The 24,246-nt window shown below is 54.3% G+C and carries 24 protein-coding genes and 3 pseudogenes; 20 read left to right on the top strand and 7 right to left on the bottom strand.

Annotated features, from left to right (window positions below; translation table 11 throughout):
• Positions 1–81 precede the first annotated feature (81 nt).
• The 3 genes from ACR0JF_RS18600 (at position 82) to ACR0JF_RS18610 (ending at position 2,559) form a co-directional block, all read left to right on the top strand.
• Positions 82–741: an NAD(P)H-dependent oxidoreductase gene (locus ACR0JF_RS18600; RefSeq protein ID WP_170662904.1), complete on the top strand. Its 660-nt coding sequence runs from the start codon at positions 82–84 to the stop codon at positions 739–741.
• Between the two features lie 270 nt (positions 742–1,011).
• Positions 1,012–2,358 carry a dihydrolipoyl dehydrogenase family protein gene (locus ACR0JF_RS18605; RefSeq protein ID WP_170662906.1) on the top strand — a complete coding sequence of 449 codons (1,347 nt, stop codon included), beginning with the start codon at positions 1,012–1,014 and terminating at the stop codon, positions 2,356–2,358.
• A gap of 42 nt (positions 2,359–2,400) precedes the next feature.
• On the top strand, positions 2,401–2,559 hold the full coding sequence (locus ACR0JF_RS18610; RefSeq protein ID WP_480669610.1) for a hypothetical protein: 159 nt from the start codon (positions 2,401–2,403) through the stop codon (positions 2,557–2,559).
• Between the two features lie 91 nt (positions 2,560–2,650).
• On the opposite strand, the gene ACR0JF_RS18615 is transcribed toward ACR0JF_RS18610, so the two are convergent.
• A complete protein-coding gene (locus ACR0JF_RS18615) occupies positions 2,651–3,571 on the bottom strand; it encodes an SMP-30/gluconolactonase/LRE family protein (RefSeq protein ID WP_170662910.1) in 921 nt (306 codons plus the stop codon).
• Between the two features lie 126 nt (positions 3,572–3,697).
• On the opposite strand from ACR0JF_RS18615, the gene ACR0JF_RS18620 reads away from it, so the two are divergent.
• Positions 3,698–3,979, top strand: a complete 282-nt coding sequence (locus tag ACR0JF_RS18620; protein ID WP_170662912.1) for a winged helix-turn-helix transcriptional regulator — start codon at positions 3,698–3,700, stop codon at positions 3,977–3,979.
• Between the two features lie 73 nt (positions 3,980–4,052).
• Here the strand turns inward: ACR0JF_RS18620 and ACR0JF_RS18625 are convergent, their stop codons facing one another.
• Positions 4,053–6,278, bottom strand: a complete 2,226-nt coding sequence (locus tag ACR0JF_RS18625) for a hypothetical protein (protein WP_170662914.1) — start codon at positions 6,276–6,278, stop codon at positions 4,053–4,055.
• A gap of 265 nt (positions 6,279–6,543) precedes the next feature.
• Here ACR0JF_RS18625 and ACR0JF_RS18630 point away from each other — a divergent pair, with 265 nt between their 5' ends.
• Genes ACR0JF_RS18630 through ACR0JF_RS18640 form a run of 3 tightly spaced genes read left to right on the top strand, consistent with a single transcriptional unit; the run spans position 6,544 to position 10,234 of the window.
• Complete coding sequence (locus ACR0JF_RS18630) at positions 6,544–6,771, top strand: helix-turn-helix domain-containing protein (protein WP_170662916.1); 228 nt, start codon at positions 6,544–6,546, stop codon at positions 6,769–6,771.
• Between the two features lie 32 nt (positions 6,772–6,803).
• The gene (locus ACR0JF_RS18635; RefSeq protein ID WP_170662919.1) at positions 6,804–8,909 is read left to right on the top strand and encodes a tyrosine-type recombinase/integrase; all 2,106 of its coding nucleotides are present in this window, start codon (positions 6,804–6,806) and stop codon (positions 8,907–8,909) included.
• Positions 8,906–10,234, top strand: a complete 1,329-nt coding sequence (locus tag ACR0JF_RS18640) for a site-specific integrase (protein WP_170662920.1) — start codon at positions 8,906–8,908, stop codon at positions 10,232–10,234. Before ACR0JF_RS18635 ends, ACR0JF_RS18640 begins: the two co-directional genes overlap by 4 nt.
• 452 nt (positions 10,235–10,686) lie before the next feature.
• On the opposite strand, the gene ACR0JF_RS18645 is transcribed toward ACR0JF_RS18640, so the two are convergent.
• Entirely contained in the window at positions 10,687–10,920 is a 234-nt protein-coding gene (locus ACR0JF_RS18645; protein WP_170662922.1) for a hypothetical protein, read from the bottom strand.
• A 135-nt stretch (positions 10,921–11,055) separates the two neighbouring features.
• On the opposite strand from ACR0JF_RS18645, the gene ACR0JF_RS18650 reads away from it, so the two are divergent.
• From ACR0JF_RS18650 to ACR0JF_RS18685, 8 genes are all read left to right on the top strand, one after another.
• On the top strand, positions 11,056–11,808 hold the full coding sequence (locus ACR0JF_RS18650; RefSeq protein WP_170662924.1) for a Crp/Fnr family transcriptional regulator: 753 nt from the start codon (positions 11,056–11,058) through the stop codon (positions 11,806–11,808).
• A gap of 447 nt (positions 11,809–12,255) precedes the next feature.
• Positions 12,256–12,564: a hypothetical protein gene (locus tag ACR0JF_RS18655; RefSeq protein ID WP_170662926.1), complete on the top strand. Its 309-nt coding sequence runs from the start codon at positions 12,256–12,258 to the stop codon at positions 12,562–12,564.
• 3 nt (positions 12,565–12,567) lie between these two features.
• Positions 12,568–12,921, top strand: a complete 354-nt coding sequence (locus tag ACR0JF_RS18660) for a hypothetical protein (RefSeq protein WP_170329075.1) — start codon at positions 12,568–12,570, stop codon at positions 12,919–12,921.
• Positions 12,911–13,765, top strand: a complete 855-nt coding sequence (locus ACR0JF_RS18665; protein ID WP_170356897.1) for a hypothetical protein — start codon at positions 12,911–12,913, stop codon at positions 13,763–13,765. The genes ACR0JF_RS18660 and ACR0JF_RS18665 overlap by 11 nt, the downstream gene beginning before the upstream one ends.
• 92 nt (positions 13,766–13,857) lie before the next feature.
• Positions 13,858–15,057, top strand: coding sequence for a DUF1611 domain-containing protein (locus ACR0JF_RS18670; protein WP_170662928.1), 1,200 nt, complete (start codon positions 13,858–13,860; stop codon positions 15,055–15,057).
• Positions 15,054–16,175 carry an alanine/ornithine racemase family PLP-dependent enzyme gene (locus ACR0JF_RS18675; RefSeq protein ID WP_170641636.1) on the top strand — a complete coding sequence of 374 codons (1,122 nt, stop codon included), beginning with the start codon at positions 15,054–15,056 and terminating at the stop codon, positions 16,173–16,175. Before ACR0JF_RS18670 ends, ACR0JF_RS18675 begins: the two co-directional genes overlap by 4 nt.
• A 164-nt stretch (positions 16,176–16,339) precedes the next feature.
• Positions 16,340–16,474 (top strand): hypothetical protein, encoded by a 135-nt coding sequence (locus ACR0JF_RS18680; protein ID WP_256367863.1) that lies wholly within the window; start codon positions 16,340–16,342, stop codon positions 16,472–16,474.
• A 79-nt stretch (positions 16,475–16,553) separates the two neighbouring features.
• Positions 16,554–16,955 (top strand): hypothetical protein, encoded by a 402-nt coding sequence (locus ACR0JF_RS18685; RefSeq protein WP_170466897.1) that lies wholly within the window; start codon positions 16,554–16,556, stop codon positions 16,953–16,955.
• A gap of 496 nt (positions 16,956–17,451) precedes the next feature.
• On the opposite strand, the pseudogene ACR0JF_RS18690 reads toward ACR0JF_RS18685, so the two are convergent.
• From ACR0JF_RS18690 to ACR0JF_RS18700, 3 genes and pseudogenes are all read right to left on the bottom strand, one after another.
• A pseudogene (locus ACR0JF_RS18690) lies at positions 17,452–17,598 on the bottom strand (IS481 family transposase); the annotation flags it as partial.
• Between the two features lie 591 nt (positions 17,599–18,189).
• Positions 18,190–18,339, bottom strand: coding sequence for a hypothetical protein (locus ACR0JF_RS18695; protein ID WP_480669611.1), 150 nt, complete (start codon positions 18,337–18,339; stop codon positions 18,190–18,192).
• Entirely contained in the window at positions 18,336–18,533 is a 198-nt protein-coding gene (locus tag ACR0JF_RS18700) for a hypothetical protein (RefSeq protein ID WP_170662934.1), read from the bottom strand. Before ACR0JF_RS18700 ends, ACR0JF_RS18695 begins: the two co-directional genes overlap by 4 nt.
• Positions 18,534–18,670: 137 nt before the next feature.
• Here ACR0JF_RS18700 and ACR0JF_RS18705 point away from each other — a divergent pair, with 137 nt between their 5' ends.
• The 5 genes and pseudogenes from ACR0JF_RS18705 to ACR0JF_RS18725 all read left to right on the top strand — a co-directional run.
• The gene (locus ACR0JF_RS18705; RefSeq protein WP_170662936.1) at positions 18,671–18,850 is read left to right on the top strand and encodes a hypothetical protein; all 180 of its coding nucleotides are present in this window, start codon (positions 18,671–18,673) and stop codon (positions 18,848–18,850) included.
• Between the two features lie 572 nt (positions 18,851–19,422).
• On the top strand, positions 19,423–19,569 hold the full coding sequence (locus ACR0JF_RS18710) for a hypothetical protein (RefSeq protein ID WP_170662938.1): 147 nt from the start codon (positions 19,423–19,425) through the stop codon (positions 19,567–19,569).
• Between the two features lie 364 nt (positions 19,570–19,933).
• A complete protein-coding gene (locus ACR0JF_RS18715; protein ID WP_480669612.1) occupies positions 19,934–20,398 on the top strand; it encodes a hypothetical protein in 465 nt (154 codons plus the stop codon).
• A 430-nt stretch (positions 20,399–20,828) separates the two neighbouring features.
• Positions 20,829–21,490: pseudogene (locus ACR0JF_RS18720) on the top strand (IS30 family transposase).
• 249 nt (positions 21,491–21,739) lie between these two features.
• Positions 21,740–22,806 (top strand): annotated as a pseudogene (locus ACR0JF_RS18725) (ISNCY family transposase); the annotation flags it as partial.
• Positions 22,807–23,045: 239 nt separating this feature from the next.
• Here ACR0JF_RS18725 and ACR0JF_RS18730 read toward each other — a convergent pair.
• Positions 23,046–24,065 (bottom strand): replication initiator protein A, encoded by a 1,020-nt coding sequence (locus ACR0JF_RS18730; protein WP_480669613.1) that lies wholly within the window; start codon positions 24,063–24,065, stop codon positions 23,046–23,048.
• Positions 24,066–24,246: the final 181 nt, after the last annotated feature.

Genomic DNA, 24,246 nt, shown 5'->3' on the forward strand with positions numbered 1-24,246 from the left:
ATTCAGAATTCTCTTCATTTGTACCTGCACATCACTGGCTTCACCTTTGAATGGTTCATTGCAAACTGACTAGGTGACAAGATGACCACAATCCTGAGAATTGACGCCAGCGTACGCCGCACCGACAACCCCGTTTCGGCTTATAACTCCATTTCCCGCGCTTTGGCGGACAGTTTCGTAGAAGAATGGAAAACGGTTGATCCGGACGTCGAAATTATTCTGCGTGACGTCGGAATGACACCACCAGATTTCATTTCCAACGATTGGATCGCGTCTGTCTTTACAGCAGAAGAAGAACGCACTCCTGAACAGAGCGCTTTGGTCAGCTTGTCTGACACGCTGATTGACGAACTCGACCGCTCCGACATCCTGCTGATTTCGACGCCCATGTACAACTATGGCATGCCCGCAGCCCTGAAGGCTTGGTTTGATCAGATCATTCGGATCAACAAGACATTTACGTTTGATTTGGCGCGCGGCGACTTCCCTCTGGAACCGATCATGTCCGGAAAAACACTGGTGCTGCTGACATCGGCTGGCGAATTCGGCTTTGAGAACGGTGGGATTCGCAATGACTCGGGTCACCTTTCTGCGCATATCAGCACATTGCGCAAGTACCTGGGCGCAGAACGCATGTTCGAAGCTGCGGCCGAGTATCAGGAATTTGCCGATGAGCGTCACAAAGCTTCGGTTGCCTCAGCTCAGGCCCAGGCACGTCATATTGCGCGTGAGCTTGCCTAACCGTTAGCAGACCGGCGACAGGCGATGTCTATGGCCACTAATACAATTCCCGGGGACGCTTCACCGGAGCGTTGCTTGCTCGACTGATCGAAAAACCTGACGCGCATTACTTTTTGTGCGTACCAGTCAGTTTCATGGGCGACGTGCAGGCTGACCTGGACAGCCAAGGCGTTCCCGCCGAGCAGATCCACACCGAAAATTTCGGTTCCGCCGTGTGATCCTTATAGACGAAGATCTGCAATCGGAAATTAGAACGAGAGGAGTAACAATATGCGCGAGTCATATGATGTGATCATTATTGGTGGGGGCAATGCAGGGTTCGGTGTTTCCTCCGTGGCACATGAAGCCGGAAAATCCATTGCCTTTATCGAAGCGCGCGATTTTGGCGGGACCTGCCCCAATCGCGGCTGCACGCCAAAAAAGGTTCTGGTGGCGGCCGCCCATGCAATGCACCAGATCGAACAAGCCCCCATCCATGGGATCGAAGTCAGCAAGCCAAAGCTCAATTGGACGAAACTGATCGTCCGAGAGAAAGACCTAATTGGTTTCATCCCTGAAGCCATGCAGGGGTTGGCCGAAAAACGCGGTGATGTCTTTCGAGGCATCGCGCGTTTTGTCGGGCGGAACGAGGTTGAGGTCGACGGTCACGTTATACATGGCAAGGACATCGTGATCGCAACAGGATCGAAGCCAAGGCCTCTGCCTATTCCCGGCACCGAGCACATGATCACGTCCGACGAAGTTCTTTCCGATGCGACATTGCCGAAAGAAGTTGTCTTCATTGGCGGCGGCGTCATTGCCATGGAGTTCAGTCATGTCTACGCGCGAGCCGGAGTGCAGGTGACAATTCTTGAGGCGTTGCCACAGTTGCTGCCACGTATGGACAGTGACGCCGTATCGGCTCTGCAAGCGGAAACCGAACGCCTGGGCGTAGCGGTCAAAACCGGAGTATCGGTGACGGCAATCGAGAAGACTGCCGACGGGTTGCGCGTTGAATTCGAACATGACGGCAGAAACCAGAGTCTTTTAGCCGAGCGGGTCGTCAACGGCGCAGGCCGCGTCGCCAATATCGACGGGCTTAACCTCGATGCCGCCAGTGTCGGGCATGACGGACTTCGCATTCTGATCGACGATACGATGCGGTCCACCTCCAACTCTTCAGTCTGGGTTGCGGGCGATGCTATCACCAGCTCTGCTCAACTTTCCCCCATCGCAACGTATGAGGGTCAGATTGTCGGCCACAACATCGTGCATGGACCAACTAAAAGGCCGGATTACAGCGTGATCCCCAGCGCCGTCTACACCGTTCCAGCGCTCAGCACCGTGGGCCTGAGTGAAGCCGAAGCGCGGGAAAAAGGTCTCGATGTCTCAGTTACGGTTTCTGATATGTCCGGTTGGTTTTCCACCAAGACCTATGCGGAAACGGCAGCCTGGTCCAAGGTTTTAGTCGACAAGAGTACCGATCAAGTCTTGGGTGTTCATATCCTGGGCCATCACGGTGACGAACTGATTCATCTCTTTGCGATGGCCATGCGTCACGGCATCTCTGCCAGCGATCTCAAGTCCTCGCTATATGCGTTTCCGACTTTCGCTGCGGATATAAAATCCTTGATTTAGAGCAGCTTGATACAAGCGGATCCTTGCCAAAGGAGAGCCGCCATGAACGAAAAAGTTTGTCTGATTACAGGTGTCAGTGACGGAACCGGAGCATCGGTTGCCCGCTGGTTTGCACGGGACGGATACCGTATTGCCTTGCTGGCCCAGAACGCAGTTAAGTCGATGTCATCAGCCATGAACGCCCGCGCGTCGATTACCTGAAAGCCGAAGGTATTGGTAACTCTCAATTGTGCGCCTTGGACAAGACGAAACGCGCGGCCCGTTAAGGCCTTCAGCATAGTAGCCTCTGCCATCAGAACAGCAAAGCGCCGGTTGTTGGCAGGAGGACCGCATATACGCTTGTGGAGGCGGTAATGAACAGGCGATTGCGTTTCGGCCCGCCAAAGCAAACATTCGAGACCTCTTCTGGGACGAAAATCTTGCCCAGCAGCGTGCCATCCGGGTGGTAACAATGGACGCCGTCCTTTGCGCTCGTCCAGATACGGCCTTGGGTATCGAGCCGAAATCCGTCAAAGACGCCTTCTTCGCATTCAGCAAAGACATCCCCGCCTGAGAGCTTGCCGTCTGCACTAAAGGAGAACGCGCGGATATGATGCTCTCCGCTTGCGTAACGCGTGCCACCACTGTCAGCGATATACAGCGTTTGCTCGTCTAGCGAAAATGCAAGTCCATTCGGACAGGCGAAGTCAGTAGTCACTTGTGTGACATTGCCGGTGGCCGGATCGAGACGATACACATGTTCACCGTCAAGCTCTGGGTCTGCCTGAAACCCTTCATAGTCAGACTCTATCCCATAGGCCGGGTCACTGAACCAGATCGTGTCATCTGATCGCACCACAACATCGTTGGGGCTGTTGAACCGCTTTCCCTCGAAATGACTGGCCAGAGTCGTAACCGAACCATCATGCTCAATCCGGGTGACACTGCGCGTCCCATGCTCGCATGCCACGATCCGCCCTTGCCGGTCGAGCGTTGAGCCATTCGTGTAGCATCCGAGGCCTGAGCGGATGTCTCCGACTGCTCCGGTTAGTTCGTCCCAGCGGAGCCGTCGATCATTAGGAATGTCGCTCCAAATCAGGCATCTGAACGCCGGAGAATACACCGGTCCTTCTGTCCATTTACCGCCTGTCCAGATTTGATCGATCGGCTCATCCAGTTTGATGCTGCGTTTAAACCGATCATCACGGATTTCGTAAGTGTCTGTCTTGATCATTGGCAATACCGGCTGGGGTTGCTACAAATTGCATAGCAATATAGGTTGCTACAGAAAGTATAGCAAGTGACTAAGATACCGATACCAGGTCAGCCTGTTCGTGGTTCAAAAAGCGGCGCGCCCATTATGGCTCTGTTCGACCTGCTTGGACGGCACTGGGCTATGGGAGTCCTTTGGACGTTGAGCGAGGCTGGCCCATGCACATTCCGAAAGCTGCAAGAAGAGTGCGAAACAATCTCACCTGCGGCACTCAACACCCGACTGAAAGAGCTTCAAGCGGCGGGATTTGTTCATCGTATTGCCGAAGGATATGCGTCGACTGATCTGGGACAACACCTCTATGATCATCTCTGTCCACTCGGAGACTTCAGTAAGGAATGGGCGAAACACTTACATGCTCGGGAATAGGAGAGCGGACGTTCAGAATCTTAGATTGAAGGTTCGGTTTGTCCGCGCTCCCTACATGAACCAAATGTTCCCTTTAGACACTCAGGTCATCCTTAGATATACACCGGAAGTGCTTGAGTTCGCCCCAGATGCGTTCGGCAGTCTCCTTTTTTGGGGCACTTTGGGTGAGAAAAACCACGGCCTCAGTTCGTGCGTATCGGGCCGCTCGTTTTATCTCGGCGAAGAAAATGCCTGAGCCGGTTCGCGCGGTTGTAGATGCGAAGTCGGCAAGTTTATAGGTTCGTTTGCCGCGTTTCAGGAAAGTGCGTGCCGCTTCCACACTCGAGAAGACCTTCGTCGCACCATCCGTCAAACCTTGGGGTGACAACCGGATCGCGCCGCGAGTAAGCAAGCCGTCAGTTAATGCGGCATCGAGACGGTTTGGTACTAGCTCCTGCCAGAACACCAGCCGGTCCACCGGGATACTCGGGATCGGGATGTTGCAGCCGATGATCACCTTTTTCGGGTATTCCGCCCCTGCCAGACGCAGCCTTTCGATCAGCTGGCGCGTCGACAGCTCTCGGCTTTGCAATTGCAGGCGACGTACGCGTTGATCAGGATGGCACGGCACCAGGACGGCTTTCGGCAAGCCATCAGTCATCTCGTAAGAAACCGGTTCTTCGGGCATGCGCAATTGGCCCATTGAGTCCGGGGTCAGCAGGTTTAACGGGTTCTTGGGTGTGTCTCCCCAGAGCGCACGAGCTTGATCTTCGAGCGCAGAAACCGGGAGTTCTTCCCGCCCGATCACGATGACGGTTGAGCAATTCTGGTAACGATTGGAGCCGAGGGCCCGGCCACCGAACCACAACCAATGCGCGCCGTGCAGCTTGGTGCTCAGCATGAACTCCGAAATTTCCGTTTCGGACATGCCCTCGAATCCATGACCTGCTTCCTCGAAGAAGGCCCGCACAACCTTCCTCGTGGCGCCAACAAGGACGCCAGTGTTTTTGTCGAGGTGATCCATTAGAACCTCCCGCGCGATGATTCGCCGCCAGCTCTCACGCAACCCGGAATTCCTCAGAAGGCTTCCATTGGTCATTCTGCGATCATGCAGCTGTGTCACAAGGGCGTTTGGGCGCAGCGTGACGTCATGAACCTTGCGGATATCGCATTCAAGCGCGGACAGGATGCCGACGTCAGCATCTGCATCGAGAACCAGCATGGGTTCCTTATGCCTGAGTGGCTTTCGACGCAGCACGCGGATGAAGAAAGCGTTGTCCTCGACAATCAGCCTCAAACGCTCAGTAGCGCATAGGCCCGCTGCCTTTGCATCGGCCAGCACCCCCCAAAGCGCAGCGAAGCTGGAAACATGCCGGTGGTTCTGTTCCGCCTTCCCAAGCAATTTGGCCTGATACGCCTCATTTTGCTCGGGAGACAGGTCGGGGCAGGGTGCTTTCCCCATCCATTCCAAGTCACTCAAGCGCAGATACTCCTCGCTGGAGAAGGGCAAAGACAACGGGGATGCATTACCCATCAAAGCCGCAACAACCTGTTTCGCGGCGTCCAGCAAGCTGGCGTGCTGCCCGGCCATTGCGGCGGGGAAATGCATGCGTGTATTTGTAAACGCGGCCGCTGACACATCCTGGATCGACAGGAACTGCTGCCAGAAGGTTTCATCGACGATCCGCAGGTCGCACCTTTCAGCCGGGTCAGGCAGGGATAGATAGCTTGTTGCAAGGAAACGGTATTTCGTCACGTTGCTGAACTGCTTGAGATAGGCACATTCCTCAAAATGTGGGCAGAGCTTTGCGGTCCCATCACTCTCTTCTCGTCGGCAGAAGCTCTGCTGTGCTGAGAGACCAAGGCGGTTGGCCCGCTCCACCAGCTCAGCTCGCGCGCACATGCGTCCCCGCCTATCCGGGTGCGGGGCCGAACGCCCCCGGGTCGCTTGGGCATCCAAACCTAAAGCGCGGGCGTCTGACGCGGCCTCTTCAGCCAACGCGAGGGTTGGCAAATGAAAGGACACATGCTGGTCCGTGCCGCGTTTTTCCTTTTCAGCCAGGAGCATTCTTGCAAGCCTGCTCTTGCCTGCGCCGGGACTGGCGCGACAGACGACTGTCGGGACGTTTGCGTTGTCTTGACCCGGCAGTGCCAAGACCTCGTCCGCAGCTTCCAGGGCTTCCCGCAGATCCAGATCTGCATCTTCCAAAGAGGTGAAATCTGTCACTGGGGCCGGTGCGTCACTGTCGATAGCGCCTTGCCCGGTGAAACGTCCTGTTACGTCTCTCGAAATGCTTCGTTTGGTATCTGTGATGGTCATCGCCGGTCTCCGTGTCGTCGTCGCTGGCGATGACCTGTGTCTGCACCGGAAATCTGGGAAATTGAGGTTTGGTTTGGAAGATTTGGGGCGGACCGGAAATAAGACATCTATTACCGGCGTGACCCAAAAGGTGTCGAACTGGCGGTGGTTCGACCCCAGGCCGATGGCATCGAAATCAGGGAGATCAAGGGCAAAATCTTTCCTTCGGAATTTCCGCCAGGCACCGATTGAACCCAATTCCTCCTCATAAAACAGGAGGTAAAGAATGCAGGCTCCAAAATACTACTCAGTGAATGAAATCGCCGAAATCTTCAGGCGCGATCCGCATACGATCCGGGACTGGATCAATCATGGCTGCCCGACACCGCACGGACCGATCAAACTGCAAGCGGCAAAACTGGGGAAATCCTGGACCATCAAAGACGAATGGCTCGCGATCTTCGAGCTTCGCGTCCGGCCTGACCAGGGAAGGCCGGATCTCGAACTCGAATGACCGGTCGCCAACAACATGACGGAGCCAGGATCATGACCCCTGCACAGGAACTAAAAGCATATCTCAAAACCAGCGGAGAGTCCCAACGGGCGCTTTCGTTGCGCGCAGGGCTGAACGCAAAAGCTGTCTCTGACATCCTGAACATCCCCGGCCTCACGCCGCGCCATACCACGCTCGTGGCGTTGACCGAAGCAACCGGTCGCGATTTTCTGATCCTTGGGAAGGAGCCGCCGCGAACCTATGCCGATCTTATCGCCAACGCACAGGTCAAAGGCGACGCCAGCCTCGTCTCAAAACTGAAATGGCTCTGCCGGAACGCAGGTTGGACACCAGAGCTGAAAGTGGCCTGCAAGCAGGATGTCATCGACTTTTTCGACCGCAACGGGCCATCGAGCGTCAATCTGACAAAAGGCAGTTTCTCAACTTATCGATCCGCATTGGTGAAAGCCGTCGCAGGTGCTCAATCGCGCCAGCGGCGACGCCGGATTGATGATATCGGAGGGATGTATGGGGAAGCGTATAAAGCCATTCAGGCAAGTGACCTCCCGACGTCGTCCAAGGTCGCATCCGGACCGTTCCTGGTTTTCCTGCACGACGCAAATATCGACCCAAGCTCGATTTCCACTGACACCCTGGCTGAATATTACCGCCACCGGGTTGACGTGTCGTCCAAAGGAGAGGCCGGTTGCAAAAAGCATGTTTGCGAGATCTCAACCTTGCTGTGCAAGCTGTCGGCCCATGCAGATTTTTCGGGCTTTGGTTTCGCCGTCGCAGACCATCCATTTGAGGATGTTCGCGACAAGTTCGGTGTCAACGAGGCGTTGATCGCGCCACTGCTGGCAGAATTTGAAAACCGCGTCGCACCTTGGGTGACAGGGAAAATGTCACGCGATGGCCTGCCCCGCTCGGAGTTCATTGCATCCCTTGATGCGCTGGAGGCTCCGGTTTCCGACAAGAAAGCCCGGCTGCGCAATGCCAAGAAAGATCGCCTAAAGAAACCTGGGAAATCAAATCGCAACACTGTGCCCGCGGTGGCTGCGGACGCCGGGTTTCTGATTGGGAAGGACTGCTGGAGTGCGTCGACGCTGGATCGACGCCGTGGCTATGTCAAATCCATGGCCAAGGCCATCATCGCCGCAACGGAGGTTGTTCCCGAGACATTCGAAGAGCTGACCGATCCCGAGTTTCTGGAAGTTGGTGCTGAAGCGCTCGCGGATAGCAACAAGGGCGACTATCCCAGTGACTATGTGGCCAGTGTTCTTAAATCCATGCGCAAGATCGCTGCCGGATACATCTGTCGGTCCTCGGAAGATCTAAAGGACATCGCTGATCTCATCAAACTGCATGATACTGGCATTTCCGGGATCGCACCACGCAACAAAGCGAAACTCCAGCAGTTCACCGAGACCCGGGTCACCGGGACGACCCGGCTTTCGGGATCGATCATCACAGCGGTAAACGATGAGGTTGATCGCCGCCGGAAGGCGCACAAGGCAAAGTGGGGTACCCTGCCGGCAAAGATCGACGTCATGGATGCGGAGTTGATCCGGGACGCGATGGCCGCGCTGGCACATAACATCCTGATGAGCCGGGCCCCTCGTAGCGACAATGTACTGCGCGCAAGGCTGGACTGGATTTCCTGGCATGGCGATGTGGCCCGTCTGACGGTGCCTGCGGCCGAGTTGAAAATGCGCGGGAAAGGGGATGCAGATCTGCCAATCCTGCTTAGCGAAAGCACGAGCCGATTGCTCCGGAAATATTTGGAGGACCTCCGTCCCCGCATCCTTAAACCAGGCGACAAGCAGAACCCGTATCTGTTCCCAAGCCAAGGGAAAGAGGCAATCGACACGCACTACAGCACGCTTCTCAAGCGGGTTACGCGACTTTTGGCGAAGCACGTTGGTGTTCAGATCCACCCTCATCTCTATCGCCATCTGATCGGGTGGATCTGGCTTAAGGATTGTTCGGATCATTTGCCCAAGGTCCAGCGTCTACTGGGGCACAAGAACCTGCAAACTACGCTCGACTACTATGCCGAGCTGGATGAAGACCTGCTGCTGGACGAATGGCAGGAAAAGCTGAGCGAGAAATCCGCCGCAAACTCATCAAAACGCAATATCAAAGGGAGGTTTGCATGACGCTCAACACTCATCTGCGTCTGCTCGCTAATATCCGTGGATCATCTCCCAGCGATCCAGTTCCCGTTCGCTCGGAGCTCTCGGAGCATCTGTCGCAACGGCGGTCGGAAATAGGCGAAACGGCTCTGGCCGAGTTCGCCTATGTTCAGCAAGTGGCCAAGACCAAGTGGGGACCGGAGCGGACCGCGCATTTTGGTCAGGTCTTGCGCCAACATAGAGTGTCGCAGAAACCGCCGCGCAAGAGCGCATGGGCCGAAGCCGAAGCGTTGCTTCAAAAGCTTCCCGAACACTGGCATTCCCACATCGCCGGGCAGATAGTGCTGTCCAAACAGGGAAAACGCGTTTTGGGCCGAACGCTGTGGAGCGCGGCCCACACTTTGAACGTTATCCGCGCTTTGAAGCGATGGGCTGCATTCTGTTCGGCGCATGGGTGTTCAATGGTGCCGACGGGATTTTCTCTGGACGCATTCGGACACCACCTGTTCGCCAATCGGGAAGATGAACCATCAATAACTTCACGCACAGTTGCCGACTATCAGTCGCGCATTCTGTGCGGAATTGGCCTGGTTCAGCCCGGATTTTCTTCCGCGGCCTGTAGCTTTGTCGTTGCGGATTGGCGTAACCGGGCAGACCAGGAGGGCGCGGTGACAAAGACGGGTGCGCAACTCGTCGGCGCCACGGCAATCTGGGATCTCGGGTTCCAGCATATCGAAAACGCGCGATCCTCCCCGATGCGGGGTTCGGACGCTGCCCGGCAGTTCCGAAACGGAATGATCTTGGCCATCGGAACCGCCTTGCCGCAGCGTGCAAGAGCGCTGTCCTGTCTTTCCTTCGACAGCAGTCTTTACCTTCAAGATGACAATACCGTCGGAATCCGCATTCCGGCGTCTATGCTGAAACTGCCTGAAGATCGGAAGCAAGGCGCGCCGTTTGAGCGCAGCCTCCGCAACCCCCGGCTGGCAACGGCTCTGCAGGAATATCGTCAGTCGTTTCGCCCGATCTTCGATGACGGATATGCGGTGTTTCCATCCATCAAATCCCGAAACACCGGCATAAGTGAAAAACAGATCGGCCGATTGACCGGCAACATGACCGAAAAGGCCTTCGGAACCCGCATATCGATTCATCGACTGCGCGACAACGTCGCAACGCAGGCCAGCGAAACCATGACAGCACCTGGCCGTGCGGCCGCCGCGTTGCTTGGTCATAAGTCCCAGTCAACCGTGGCGCGTCACTACGATTATTCGGAGGGCATTCAGGCGGCTGAGGAGTTTGGAGCTCTGCTGTCATCCTATCAAGGAGCGGGGGTTGATCTTGAGCTATGATACGGCCTTCAAAAACGTCGGCGTCCCGCGGTGACATTTTTTGATCGGGCGTGACAAATGAGTGGGGAGACAGAAGCGGGCGGTTGCAACCAGATTCACCAATCCTGGCGTTCGCTGCGGCTCGAGCGAACTGGAAAAACGCGGACTTTGCCGTCTTTCGATCTGGAGCCTTCGCTAAAGCAGCACTTGCTCGCGGTCGCGGCATACTTATTGTTGCGTCGCGGCAAGTGTCACCAATCAGGTCATTCGCAGCCGTTGTATTTGCGTTAACGGGAACCGTACCTTCGCCGCGGCTCGGTCGGACGAGCAAGACGCGGGATATGGCAAGTATTGAAACATTGGTTTTTGCTTCGTGTTTGAACTGATTAGAAACGAGACGCCAATTTTGTGTCTTCTTGCTGTTAAGCTTTTTTGACGAGCATAATCTTGTTTTTCCGATACGGGACTTTACGCTACTGCCGAACCCGATAGCCGGAAGCAATGATCCGGCTAATGAGAAAGGCGACGGCCTGGTGCATATCCTTTTTATCGTTATTGCCGACCGCTGTTTCGTGGGCAGCAGCTGCGTCACGCAGAACTCCCACAATTTCATGTTCGGGCAGGAGCTCACGATCTTTGATTGCAAGCAAAAGCGCTTCACAAATTGAGAGTGCGGCCATTCCAGAGTGGTCTTGCCGGTCAGCCATGGTAGACGTCCTTTTTTAACAGGCGTCCAAGCAAGGAAGCGCCACAATGAATTGCATCATACTGGCATAGATTGCTGTATACTTAACTGATCGAAAGCAGTCTTGGCGTCGGATAGTTTCGCGGGCTGCTCATCGATGAAGGAAGAACACTTGCGCACTATCAAAAACAGTCCACTTACCCGAAAGCTTTCAAACTTCGTCGCTCTGACTGAGGTTGAACTTGCGGCATTGGCACGCCTGCACAAGCGTCGCAGAACCTTTGAAGCCGGACGTGACCTTGTGCATCAAGGGCAATCAGAGCAGGCTGCCTACATTCTGGCCTCGGGCTGGGTTTGTTCCTACAAAACCCAGACTGACGGGTCGCGTCAGATCGTCGATTTCCAAATACCGGGTGACTTTCTGGGCTTGCGAAGCGTTCTGCTGCTCACCTCGGATCACAGCATAGAACCAATCATGGAAATCCAAGCCATTGAAGTAGTAGTGGATGATCTCCTGGAAGCATTTGCGCAAACGCCCCGGCTGGCGACAGCAATTCTTTGGGCGGTCTCTCGAGATGAAGCGATGGTGGTTGAGCACCTGGTCAACATAGGACGGCGAGATGCGGGTGAGCGCATGGCGCATTTTCTATTGGAACTTGGTGTGAGGCTGTCTCAGGTCGGGATGGCAAGCAAGACGGGATACGCCTGCCCACTGACACAATACCACCTTGCCGATGCACTGGGACTGAGTGCCGTACATGTTAATCGTGTCCTACGGCAACTGCGGGAGAAGGGGCTGGTTACTTTTCAATCCGGGCAAGTGGTATTTGATGATTATGAAGGACTGGTGACGTTGGCCGGTTTTGACCCCTCTTATCTGGATCAGGCCGGGCCACTGTTGAAGCAATAAGTTCACCCCTACAGCGATGCCGGGATTTTGATGATCGTTGCCTGTTAGAGACGGAATTCGCTTCGGCAGATTTGGGATTTCTCTGAAAAAGAAGCGCAAGATAAATACAGTCCGATTGCGGTACTGGATTTCCTGCGCTTCTCAATTACTCGTTAAGAACACGCCAGCAAATATCCCGCCAACACACATCACGTTGCCGGAATCCAAACATCGTTGCACTGACGCAGGTTAGTCAATTTTTGGCAGTGTGCCTGATCCTCGGGCACCAAATGCATTTGAGATTCCAATAAAATCTCAGGTCATTGGCCGCCGACTAACATCGATCAGCGCGCGCCTGACATTTGCACATTATTCTAAATTACAACGCCAGTACTACCGCGGCGCTTACGAGCGTGTACCGCGGCAGACTGCGCGGGGAAGATCCAACAAACTAAATGGAGGACAAAGGTGAGCACAAGATCGTCCAGTTCTTTGGTGACGTTTTCAAATCCGTTCTCTTTGTCCGGCTACCCGGATGTACTTTCTGCAGGCGAGTATGAAGTAGTTGTCGAAGAAGAGCTACTGCAGGGCCTGAGTTTCGAAGCCTATCGCAGAACCGGAACCTACCTGACAGTTCGGGGCAAAGGCAGCAAGCCAGGCCGCACGGAAATGCGCCCAATTGACCCAGAAGATTTTGAACTGGCGCTTAAGCACGACCAGACCTTGGCCACATCTAACAATGACAGCGATGCGGCGCTTTCCCCGCAGGAGGAATAGATTATGAACACGCCCGAATGGCTTAAACCCGGAATCTACGGTGCTCTGATCGGCGGGGTTTTCGTAGGCGTCGTTGGATTTTCATGGGGTGGATGGATGACCGGCGGTAGCGCGGACAAGATGGCCAACGCCATGTCCCGCGACAATGTAATCGCTGCGTTGGTTCCGGTCTGCGTCGACATGGCGAGAACTGACGCCCAACGCGCCGAAAAAATAACGACGATCAAAGAGGCTTCTTCTTTCAAGCAGAAGGATGCCGTCATGGCGGCTGGCTGGGCAACGGTGCCGGGATCCCAAACTCCTAACAAAGACCTGGCGCAGGCCTGTATCGAGGGGCTGAACCTGGATGGATCGTAACTCAATCACTCAACATTCGGACAACGCCGTTTGCATCAGGGCAAATCGAAAAAATCAGTACCGGTTTTGCGCTCACTTAATGGCTGCGTTGTTTGTTGTGGTCTTCAGCAGTTTGGCGGGCTCCTTTATCTCATCAAGTCCCGCATCGGCCGAAACAAATTCGATTCCGGATAACGCGCATCCCAAAAAGTATGGCGACGGTTGGAAATGCGATTTGTCCTATCGGTTGAAAGGCGAAGAATGCGTGGCCATTGTCGTGCCGGGAAATGCCTACCCCACAAACAGAACCTATGGCTCAGGGTGGGCATGTATGCATGGCTTTGTTGAAGTTGGCGGCACCTCATGCACTGAAGTGATTGTGCCTGAGGGTGGATATCTCGATCCATCAGGTGAGAGGTGGCGGTGCCTGCGTGGATACACAAGAGTAGACGATAGCTGCCAGAAAATCGTGGTGCCGGATAATGCTTACCTGACGAATAGCACTTATGGATCTGCATGGCGTTGCAACCGTGGCTACGAAAAAGACGGTGAAGCATGCGTGGCAGTAGCGGTGCCGGAAAACGCTTTTCTGAACGCATCAACCAGCGGGCGTCCCTGGACATGCGAGCGTGGGTACTTTGAGCGCGACGGACGGTGCGATGCCGTCTTTGTGCCTGAAAATGCTTTCTACGATGACGCGATCCATGGAGTTGGATGGAAATGCGAACGTGGCTACGAGGCGTCCGGTGATCGCTGCAATGCAATCGAGCTACCGGCAAATGCCCATATCGACCGATCCGGCAATGGGTGGCAATGCCACAAAAACTATCATCGATCAGAAGGGCTGTGTGTTCTGAACCAGTGAGAATTCAGACAGAAAGCCCACTTTCCCAAACTTCACAATTTTTGCCCGTCCTTACCAAGGACGCGCGTTTCACACTCTAAAAAGGAACAAATATGAAACCCGTACCCATTGCGTCGGATGCCAAGCAGTTCGTTGCCAGCGATGCGCAAAAGCTGGCGCCTGAACAAGCAGTTTTTCCAGAGCTTCACCGCAAGACACTCGTGACAGATACACCGTCTGCAATTGTGTATTGCGAAGGAAACTTCGCAAAGATCGATGGCAAGACGGCTAATGGTCTCGTTCGACATTCACAGGCCTATCGCGTTCTTTCGGTGATCGACAGCACGTATGGCGGTTGTGACAGTGGCAAAGTGCTTGATAATATCGCAAATCAGGTTCCCATCTTCGATGATCTTGATGCCGCCGTCGCTAATGAAGCTACGATCCCCGACACTTTTATTTACGGAATGGCGCCGGCCAGCGGCAGAATGTCCCTTGAGGATCGCGAAGTTGTTGTGGATGCGATAACGCTCGGAATGAACATCGTCAGTGGGCTGCATGAATTTCTTAGCGATGACAAGGAGCTCGCCGGATTGGCCAAAATTCACGATGTCACGATACGCGACATTCGCAAGCCGCGGCCAAATCCCGACCTGCGCCTGTTAGATGGCAGTATTGGAGACGTCCAGGCGATCCGCATCGCGGTGTTCGGCACCGATTGTGCAATTGGAAAGCGTACAACCGCGACAATCCTGACAGGCGCACTTAACGCGCATGGGATCAAAACAGTTTTGGTCGGCACCGGCCAAACTGGCTTGATGCAGGGCGCCAAGTATGGTGTCGCGATGGATTCGGTGCCGCCGCAATTTTGTTGTGGCGAACTTGAGCGCGCTGTCGTTGCGGCATCCGAGGGTGAGCACCCGGATGTAATAGTGATCGAGGGCCAGGGCGCGCTAAGCCATCCGGCTTTTTGCACATCAGCCTTCATTCTGCGAGGCAGTCAGCCACATGCAGTTATTCTTCAACACGCGCCTAAACGAAAACGTCGATGTGATTTCCCCAACATGACTATGCCCGCCCCTTGCGATGAAATCACCCTGATCGAGGCATTTGCGAACACAGAGGTAATTGGCATGACGATCAACCATGAAGGAATGAATGATGTTGAGATTTCAAAGGCCATCACAGACTACAACTGCAAATTGTATCTCCCGGTCACTGACGCATTGAACCGACCTCCAAAAAACTTGGTGAATATGGTTCTATCTGCCTTTCCGCGCTTGCAACCCTTACGTGTTACGACGATTGAATGAGCAAGCTGCGTATCGACGTTGATCTGGACAAAATTCGGTACAACACACGGTTCCTGGTCGACCACCTTAGACCCCGCGGAATATCGGTGACAGGTGTGACAAAAGCCGTTTGCGGTCATCCTGAGATTGCGAATGCTATGCTTGAAGGTGGCGTGACAGGGCTGGCGGACGCGCGGATCAGCAATATCATGCGTATGCGCGATGCTGGAATCTCGTGCTCCATATCCTTGATCCGAACGCCCATGCTGAGCCAGGTCGCGCAAGTCCTTGATAACTGCGATGTCAGCTTCAACACTGAGATGGACATTATCGCCAGCCTGGCCATCGAGGCGCTGGGGAAGAACATTACTCACAATATTATCCTGATGGTGGAAATGGGGGATATGCGGGATGGCATCTTGCCTGAACACCTTGAAAGCACTGTGTCTCAAATTCTTAGAATGAAAGGGATTTCTCTGAAGGGGATTGGCGCAAATTTTGCCTGTCTGGGTCATGTGGCACCCTCTGCAGGAGCAATGGAATTGCTTTCGTCGCTTGCCGCCGACACCGAACTTGCAAGTGGACCCGCTCTGGAAACAGTGTCAGGCGGCGGCTCTGCCAGTTTGCCATGGGCGCTTGGCAAGGGGGCGACCGGAAAGATCAACAACCTGCGTCTGGGTGAGGCCATCCTGCTGGGTACCGATCCCGTTTCGGGATACGCGATCGACGGGCTTTACACAGATGTTTTTACGCTTTGGGCGGAAGTGATCGAAACGAAGACCAAATCAAATCCAAATCCCTTGCAAATGAATTATCCTATACCTTCAATGCAGTGTGTGACTTTAGACAGTCCTTCGAATACTCGGTCGATCCTTGCGATCGGACTCCAGGACACTGATGCGGCGGGTCTAATATTCCCTGCTGGCGTCACGTTCGTCGGAGCCACCAGTGATCATATCGTTGTAGAAAACACCAATTGGCTGCTTCGCCCTGGTGGCGAGGTGAAGCTGAGAATGAAGTATAGCGCGCTCTCGCGCGGCATGGCTGCACCCGATGTGGCAAAAGTCTTCCATGGTGATAGCGCTTTGGTTGACTGCAACGCAGCGAACACTGATCGCCCATACTCGAATCGAAAATAGCGCGCCAAGGTGCCGCCGCCTCGGTTCTGCTTCAGCCATCCGTCTTATTCTACGGCTTTACGTAGTAAATGAGGCACCCAATCCCTATATTGGACGTAGCCGCATTCACTTTTCACACCCTATCTGGGCTCGTGGGTGTTGCGGACAATCAAAGGATCAAAATGATGTCTTTCAAAGACCTGACGACCAGAGCGGCTGCCGCACTGAAGGAAAACGATGCGGACGCGCCGAAAAAAGAAGTTACGTCTGAAGCGCCTGACGTCGTCCCCGAAAAACCAAAGCCTAAACCTCAAAACTGATAATACCCTGCCGGGAGTGGGTGGCTTGTTCTTGTCTGTATCTCCGAGCGAGCGGTATCAGCAAAGGAGAATTACCCAAATGAACCAGATAATCAGCAAGACAATCGCAGTCTTTTCCAGGCCGTTTACTTTCCCTGGCTTCGACGAATTACTCCCGGCAGGCGAGTACGACATAGAAACTGAGCTTTCCGCACCACCAGATTATTCGGACCCAGAAGCCTGGAAGGCCTCGGTGTTAATCTGTCTGCATCCACGGAAATCTTACCCCGGTCTGGCGCGTACCTTGACCGTTTCTCTTACTGATTTGGAGAGAGCCCGCGCAAAGGATAAATTGTCTTCAAAGCAGTTGTCGCAGTTCTTGCTCGACCAACTTTTGGCCGATCCCATGGTGCAATTGATTATGGAAGCGGATGGCGTTTCAGAGACTCAACTTCGGCACCTCTACTCGGAGTCGCTCATCTCTGAGGCAGACGACATATAATCAGATCAACGAGCCCTACCGCGAGGATGCGGAAACGGTTCTCGGTATACTTTCGCTGTCCAAGCTGCAGAGAACGAAGGAATGCCGGTTCGTCCTATTAAAACCCCTCGGATTACAGGCCGTCCCATTGGACAGACTGAAATAGGCAGCTCCTTCAATCTCAAGGCTTAGGGCTCGGAACTTTTTTCCAGTCGCTGTATAAACCAAAACAGAAATCGAGGCTAAGAACTGATGGAAGACTCCGACGACGAAGCAGATACGATCATGGCTCGCGCCCACAATGACGTGCCGCAAGAACGCCCGTGTCTTCGTTGCAGAACTCCATTCTGGAGCGAAGGGTTCGGAGAGCGGATTTGTCGACGCTGCAAGGGGTTGAACGCGTGGCGAAATGGCGTATCGGAAAGCCCTGGGTTTGCTCGGCGTCGCTGATGTACTGACATGTAGTGGTTCCGATGTGATCTGACAGTTGGCCGTTTTTCCTGTGGTGTATGCCAGATTAAGTTTGGTTCCGGATCTTTTCCTTCCTGATCTCTTTGCTCTCGATCATGGTCTGGAAGGGTATTCTTCTGCAACACATTTTGCCCTGATGAGTGTGCTCTTGGTTGTAGTGGTGCAGCCATTCTTCCAGATCGGCTTGCAGCGAAATCTGCGCCGCGAGCGCACGCAAAACAATTATGCTATGTCCGAGTTGGACTCTTCCAACACTTTCGCGGCGCGCTGCGCCAACGACTGCTAAGCCGCGGACATAGATCTCATATGTTTGCTCGAGACCTCTGTCGCGACAACGTTTTAGCGCTTCGCCCGTCGCCGCATATCGCCGGAATTTCCGCGAATTCCGCACTCTGTTGAAAAAGGGGGGACATCACCCGCACGGGGTGATCGGTGCCCCTATTCAACAAAATCCGTTGACCGCCGTAACTTCCTCAACGCGCCAGGCCAAGTCGGGGCAAGGTTCAACACCAAAATTTTTTTACGAAGTAAACGATCGGCGGTTTGAAGACGCAGGACAACTCCTCCTGCGGCGACATTCTAACTATCAAAGGCATTCACGAGATGGCGAACTTTGCTGCGAGTGACACAGGCGAGAATGTATTCGAAGCATTTCCAAACTTGCCTGATGAGATGCTTGGGGCTGAGATCGAGTATCTCCGTAGCGTCGTTGCCGAAGGTGCTGCCAAGGGTGAAGAGGGTGGCTCAAGTGATAAATGCACGAACGCTGCGCAAAGCATTCGAACTACAAAGATCCATTTTTCTGATCTGCGGCAGAAATCTCGGCAACCGGACGTCGATACCGATCCAGTGAGGGTCCATCTTTTTCCAGACGTCGGTGCTCAGCCTCTACACCGGCCCGCGCTTCTGAGACCCATTTTGCTCGATCGTTCATTTATCTAACCCGTGTTTGAACTTTCCGTCGCCGTCCATCCCGACTTCGATCCCGCGATGCCGAAGATCGGCGTAGAAAACTATTGCTTCTGAACTCGGACATGCCATCTTTTCAATGAACTCGCCCGCCCATATTCCGTGTTCCTCCTCGGTGAGGTCATCTGGCGACAGTTTGCCCTTGAGCGCTGCTTTCAAGCACTTGCTGACAACGCTGTTCTCTTTGTGCTCCTATGTCATGCCGCTATAATAAATAGAAATAATTTGGTGACGCCTTACGGGCTTGGTGCAACAAGGGAATTATGCGCACGTGCATTTTTGAAGGATAGAGTCAGATGACGGTATTAGAAATCGCACTGAACATCGCAGGTGCCGGCATTACCATCGCCGGGTTCGTCTATGTGCGTCATCTGCTCGAGACCGCTGGACGGGGTCGCATCAAAGATCCTGATCTCATATCCGAGTTCCGCGAAACAGCACCGTATCATTTGCTGAATGAACTGGTGTCTGGCTAAAGAACCTTTTCATCGTTTTGCACCTTCGAGCTCGAGTCTCTCCGGTCTTGGCCGATTGAAGTCGGTCTGGCTTGGCTTGAGCGGCTGTAGGTTTTTGTAAAGACCTGACTGGCTTGCACGCCTGCGAATTGGGATCCATCTGACAGGGGTTCAAGATCCGAAAAGATCCATGATCTACACGGCTCTACCATGCCTATTGCCTGGTTGGCGTGCCGATGTCGTTAGAGAATGGTTGCTGGACATCGATCAGGAAATTACACGGATTTCTGACGCGCCAGAGTTCGATCAACGTTAGCTTGATCGACTCCTCGGGCGATGGGGCCCACGGATCCATGATTTCGAACACACCTGAACAGAAAAGCGCGACCTGCTTATCTGCTAAGGAAGCATCATCAGATACTCTTGTCTCAAGGAGGTAAGGGGGAGGATTTTTTGAACCTCACCCGCGACGGTTCAAAAAATCCTCCCCCTTACCCCTAATTGATTTCTCTCAGGCGAAAGCACAAGGGATAACTTAATGAAAAGAAATGAAAAAAATTGAATGGCTATCCCATTTACAACAGTCGCCTACCATGCCCCCCAATCACAATTTGCCGGATGATCCGTCTGAGATGACCGATCGACTGGATTACGCGTTGGACGCAATGCTCAAGATTGGCGAGATCTTTTCAGAAAGCGAAATCGCCCAAGTGGATGAAGATGTGGATTGCCCGATCTAAAGCTGCCCGTTGACGCTTTTTTGGGTTGGTCGAATTAGGACAACCCCGCCATTGGTCTGATGTTTCTGCGATCCGGATCAGAGGTTCTGTCTGATGATCGGATGACAGGGATAGAGACGCGAACTGATCATTCACCTGACCCCGTTTTTGTGAGGTCCAGTGATTGGTCAGTTCGTTTTCCTATTCCTGCAATCTTCCAGTTGCGCCATCTGCGCGATGTGGCCGCCAGTAAGACCACGTTCAAAAAAGTTGAATTTTTTCCGAAATCGATTTCCGGAAAATCCAAACACACCAACTTTCTTCCTGCAGCAAAGAGCATGTCTTTGCAATCACCCTTAACCACTTGTATACACGGAGTAAATCGATGGGTAACCCAAACACGCCAAAGTTCGTCTTGTTCGATGAGGCACAACTGAACGTCCAATCGGGCGCAACGCTCGATGAAATTACAAGCGCCCTGTATGATCTAATCTATGATGAGATCGCTCCCTATGACGATTTGGGCGATGAATCGATCGAACTCGAATGGATCGCGTCGGAACGTCTCGATACGTCAAAGTATCTGGGCTGGAGTTCGCATTCTGAATCGTCCGAAGAGAACGATGATTGGACAGCTTCGTTCACCAAAATTCTTGCCGATTGCACCAGTCTGCCAGCACCCCTCATAGACGCTTATGTGAAATCAGGCAAAAAAGCCGAAATCGGATATTGGCTGCGACATAACCTGGAGACTGGCGCAAGTTTCCGCCAGGGCCTCAGCAGACCTCACGAAGACACTTTGATGTCACTTGAGCGCGCCCGTGTCCCGGGGTTTGTTCCCAGCAGTTGATACTATGATAGCAGGTCCGAAGATCCATGTGACGCACGTCCGAAGGACTTCGGTGACGGGCGACGAATCCTCGTCGAAATGAAAGTAGATTGGAGTTGGTGAATCCTGACCTCAATTCATCGCCGTAAGTGCGGTATCAGTGGCGCTCCTGAAACCGCCGGCGAGAATGTACTCGGCTGGTTCTTCCTACGCCTCGATACTTTGGAGCTGGGGTCATTCGATCCCGGTTTTACGAGGCCGCCTGAGATAGAAACTTGCGCCGAAACATTGGGCGGCCTGCATGGTGTATATCTCCTAAATATTTAACATAATTTAGCTTATACGTTTTTTAAAGTAGGGGTGGATTCCCAAACGAAGTACAAACTCCGTATCAAAACAGATGTTTGTATGGAGGATCCTGAATGGATATCATGCGATAGCGGCTCAAAACATGTATGAGCGCCGCCGCACCATCCATCGGAAAATGGTCGAGCATCCGGATTTGAAGGAAGCCATCGGAGATCTGCTCAAAGCTGGTTGGTCTCCTGAACAGATTGCAGACCTGATGCGCCTGGAGCACCATCTGATCAGCGTGAGCCATGAGACGATCTACCGTTTTGCATATTCCAAGGATGGTCGTGGCGAGCAGTTCTATCAGCACCTGCCTGAGCATCGCAAACGCCGCCGCCCGCATGAATACCGGCGGCACCATCGCACGCAGATCGTCGACAGGCAGAGCCTGTCACGCAGGCCAGAACGTATCGCGCAGCGGATTGAGTTTGGACATTGGGAGTGCGATCTGATGATGTTACGCAAGGAGTATGGAAAGATCAACGTGACTTCGCTCGTCGAGCGCGTCAGCTGCTATGCTGTCGTCATGATCGTCAATCGAAGCCGATCATGGAAGCATCGATCGGGGGGCTCGCTCCCCTGCCCGCCGATGCCCATCAGTCGATTACCTTCGACCGCGGAACCGAGTTCTCGGCTTGGCAAAGGTTGAAGGATGGTATGGGAGCTGACAGTTGGTTCTGCGATCCGCAGGCTCCCTGGCAGAAGGGTACGGTCGAAAACACCAACAACAGGCTGCGAAGATACCCCCCAAGATCAACCTAACCGACGGCGCTGACAAATCGATATTTGAGGTCGATTTGCCACCGCCTCAATTCAACGTCGCGCAAATGCCTCGGCTACCGCACTCCTGCCGAGGTCTTCGAAAGCAACTTGATGAAATTCAGAACCGGCTGACGTAAAAGGAAAAATCAGAAATTGCGCTTCAACGTGAGTCCACACTCAAAGTTAAAGTGACCCACATCTTCAAAGTAGAAGTGTCACTCTCGCCTGCAATGAGAACAGGCATAGAGTATGGGATGGGTTTTGATGAGCGAGCGCGAGCTGATCAGGGTCGAGGTTTTGAGCCAGCAGAGCCAAGGCCGGATTACTGCCGCGAATACAGCCAATGTCTCGGGATTGAGGCGCAGGCAGGTTCATCGGCTTCTGAAGAAGTTTCAGACAGATGGAACAGCGGCGATCTGACACAAGGAGCGCAGCCGCGCTTCAAACAATCGGATCGATCCGGCGGCACGGGAGTTTACTGTGACGTTCGTCCGGGAAAACTACATCGGCTTCGGGTCGGCCTTTGCTGCTGAGAAGCTTGAGGAAGATCACGGGCTGAAGGTCTCTCGCGAGACACTGCACAAAAGGATGCAGGCAGGCGGAATCTGGCTATCTCGCAAACAGCGCAAGACGCTCCGCCAGCTGCGCTTGTGCCGGGAATGCCTTGGCGAGTTCATCCAAATCGACGGATCTGACCACCGCTGGTTCGAAGACCGCGACACGCCCTAAACGCTACTTATCTTCATCGACGACGCGACCAGCACATTGATGCAGCTTCGGATCGTGAAGTCGGAAAACACCTTCAACTTTTTCGAAGCGCTTGAAGGCTACCTAGCTGGTCACGGACGCCCTGTTGCCTTCTATTCCGACAAACACACCGTGCTTCGGGCGTCGCAGCAAGGTGCAAAGCCGGGCCATGACATGACCCAGTTTGGCCCGGCTTTGAACGAATTGAACATCAAGATTCTCTGCGCCGACAACAGCTAGGCCAAGGGCCGTGTTTGAGCGTGCCAACCGCACGCTCCAAGATCGGCTGGTGAAGGAGTGGCGGCTCGCTGGCATCTCGGGCACGGAAGCCTCAAACGCTTCCCTGCCGGGGTTCATGAAACGTTACAACGCCAGGTTTGCGGCGCTAAGACAATCTGTACCGGGCCGAGCCTGACCGTCTGCGGGACATCCTGTGCTGGCGCGACGCGCGCTATGTCGACCGGAACCTGGTACTGCGCTACGACCTCAAGCGGATCACGCTTGAAGAGAACCATCTCACCTGCGGCCTCGTTGGTAAATATGTGGACAGCTATGAGTTCCAGGACGGCACGCTGGTTTACCCGCAAGAGCGGCATCACAGTGGTCACAAATCATGAATTGAAAATGATCTGCGACCGCCTCAATGCGACGTACAGAAAGTGCCTTGGGTGAAAAAAGCCGGCAGAGGTGTTCCGTGAAAAGATGCTAGAGGAAACGTGATTAGGCCCTACCCTGACAACCAACAGAAAACGCCGTTCAGGTATCGGGCACAAGCAAAGCTAAAATGTCACCCAAAAGCAATTCAGGTTTACCCCCCTGCCCGTTTACGCACCCAGCCCAAGAAGGCGGCGTCGGGCTTGCGCAGACGGGGCGCGCCCGAGCGGACCCAGACGCCGCGCCATTCCGCCTCGAGCCCGTAGACATCCGCCCCCGGCAGCAGGGCGCGTGCGGCCTCGAGCGTTTCGGTGCGCAGGCTGGGCAGTGGCGCGGACGGCTCGATCAGGGCGGCCCGCGGGGCAAAGCGGATCAGGTCGCCCGGCTCTTCGCGCATCTCGTAATCGGGCAGATGGCCCGCCTCGATCATGTCGCGCAGCATCTTGCGGAACACCCGGCGCGGTGAGGCCGAGCCGGATTTCTTCAGCAGCGTGTCCACCGACACCGTCCAGCCCGGCTGACGGCCGCAATGTTTGCGCGCCAGTTCATAGATGCGGCGTTCCAGCGGTTTGCGCAGGCGAAAGTAATCGCGGCTGAGCGTCAGCACCGATTTCGACAGCACCGCCCGGTACAGCCAATCCGACAGGGTGACGGCGACGCTGACCATGCGCCCGCCGCGTGTCTTGCGCACGATCTCCCATTTCTCGATCAGGCCGAACCCGGTGGTGGTCTCCTCCTCGCCAGTGACGATGTTGGTGGTGATGCGGGTGCCGGCCAGCCGCTCGAACGCCTCGCGCAGGCGGCGGTAGGAATCGCCGCTGGTTTCGCGATTGGTCGCCACCAGCAGATCATGTGCCTTCAGCTGTACGGTACGGCTGACCTGCCGCCCGGCATTGATGGCCGCCATCAGCTGGCTGATGCAAAAGATCAGGATGTCCTTGTCATGGATCGTCGCCAGCCCCCGGACCGAGGGGGTCACCGTGATCTGCGCGCCATTATGTTCATATTCCAGAATCCGCCGGTCGGGACGGGTCGCCAGCGAAAAGAGCGGATGCTCCATACTGGCGATGTCATCCTTGGGGATTGCATCGAAGATATCGCAGACGAAAAAATCGCCCTGCTGCCGACGATCGGGCAAAAGCCCCGCCGGTGCGCCTGTAACTGTCCTGCCCATGGCCCTCTTTCGGTGCCTTGTTATCGGTCGGTATCCGACTCGTTTTATTTCGTGGTTTTAGTGACACCCACCGTAGAGTTATCCACAAGCCCGCACAACGATTTTCAATCGGGGGTTCAGAGTCACCTGATCGGGGGTTCAGAGTCGTTTCATCGGGGTTTCAGAGTCACTTGAACCTGTT

Source organism: Ruegeria sp. BG11 (assembly GCF_056538565.1).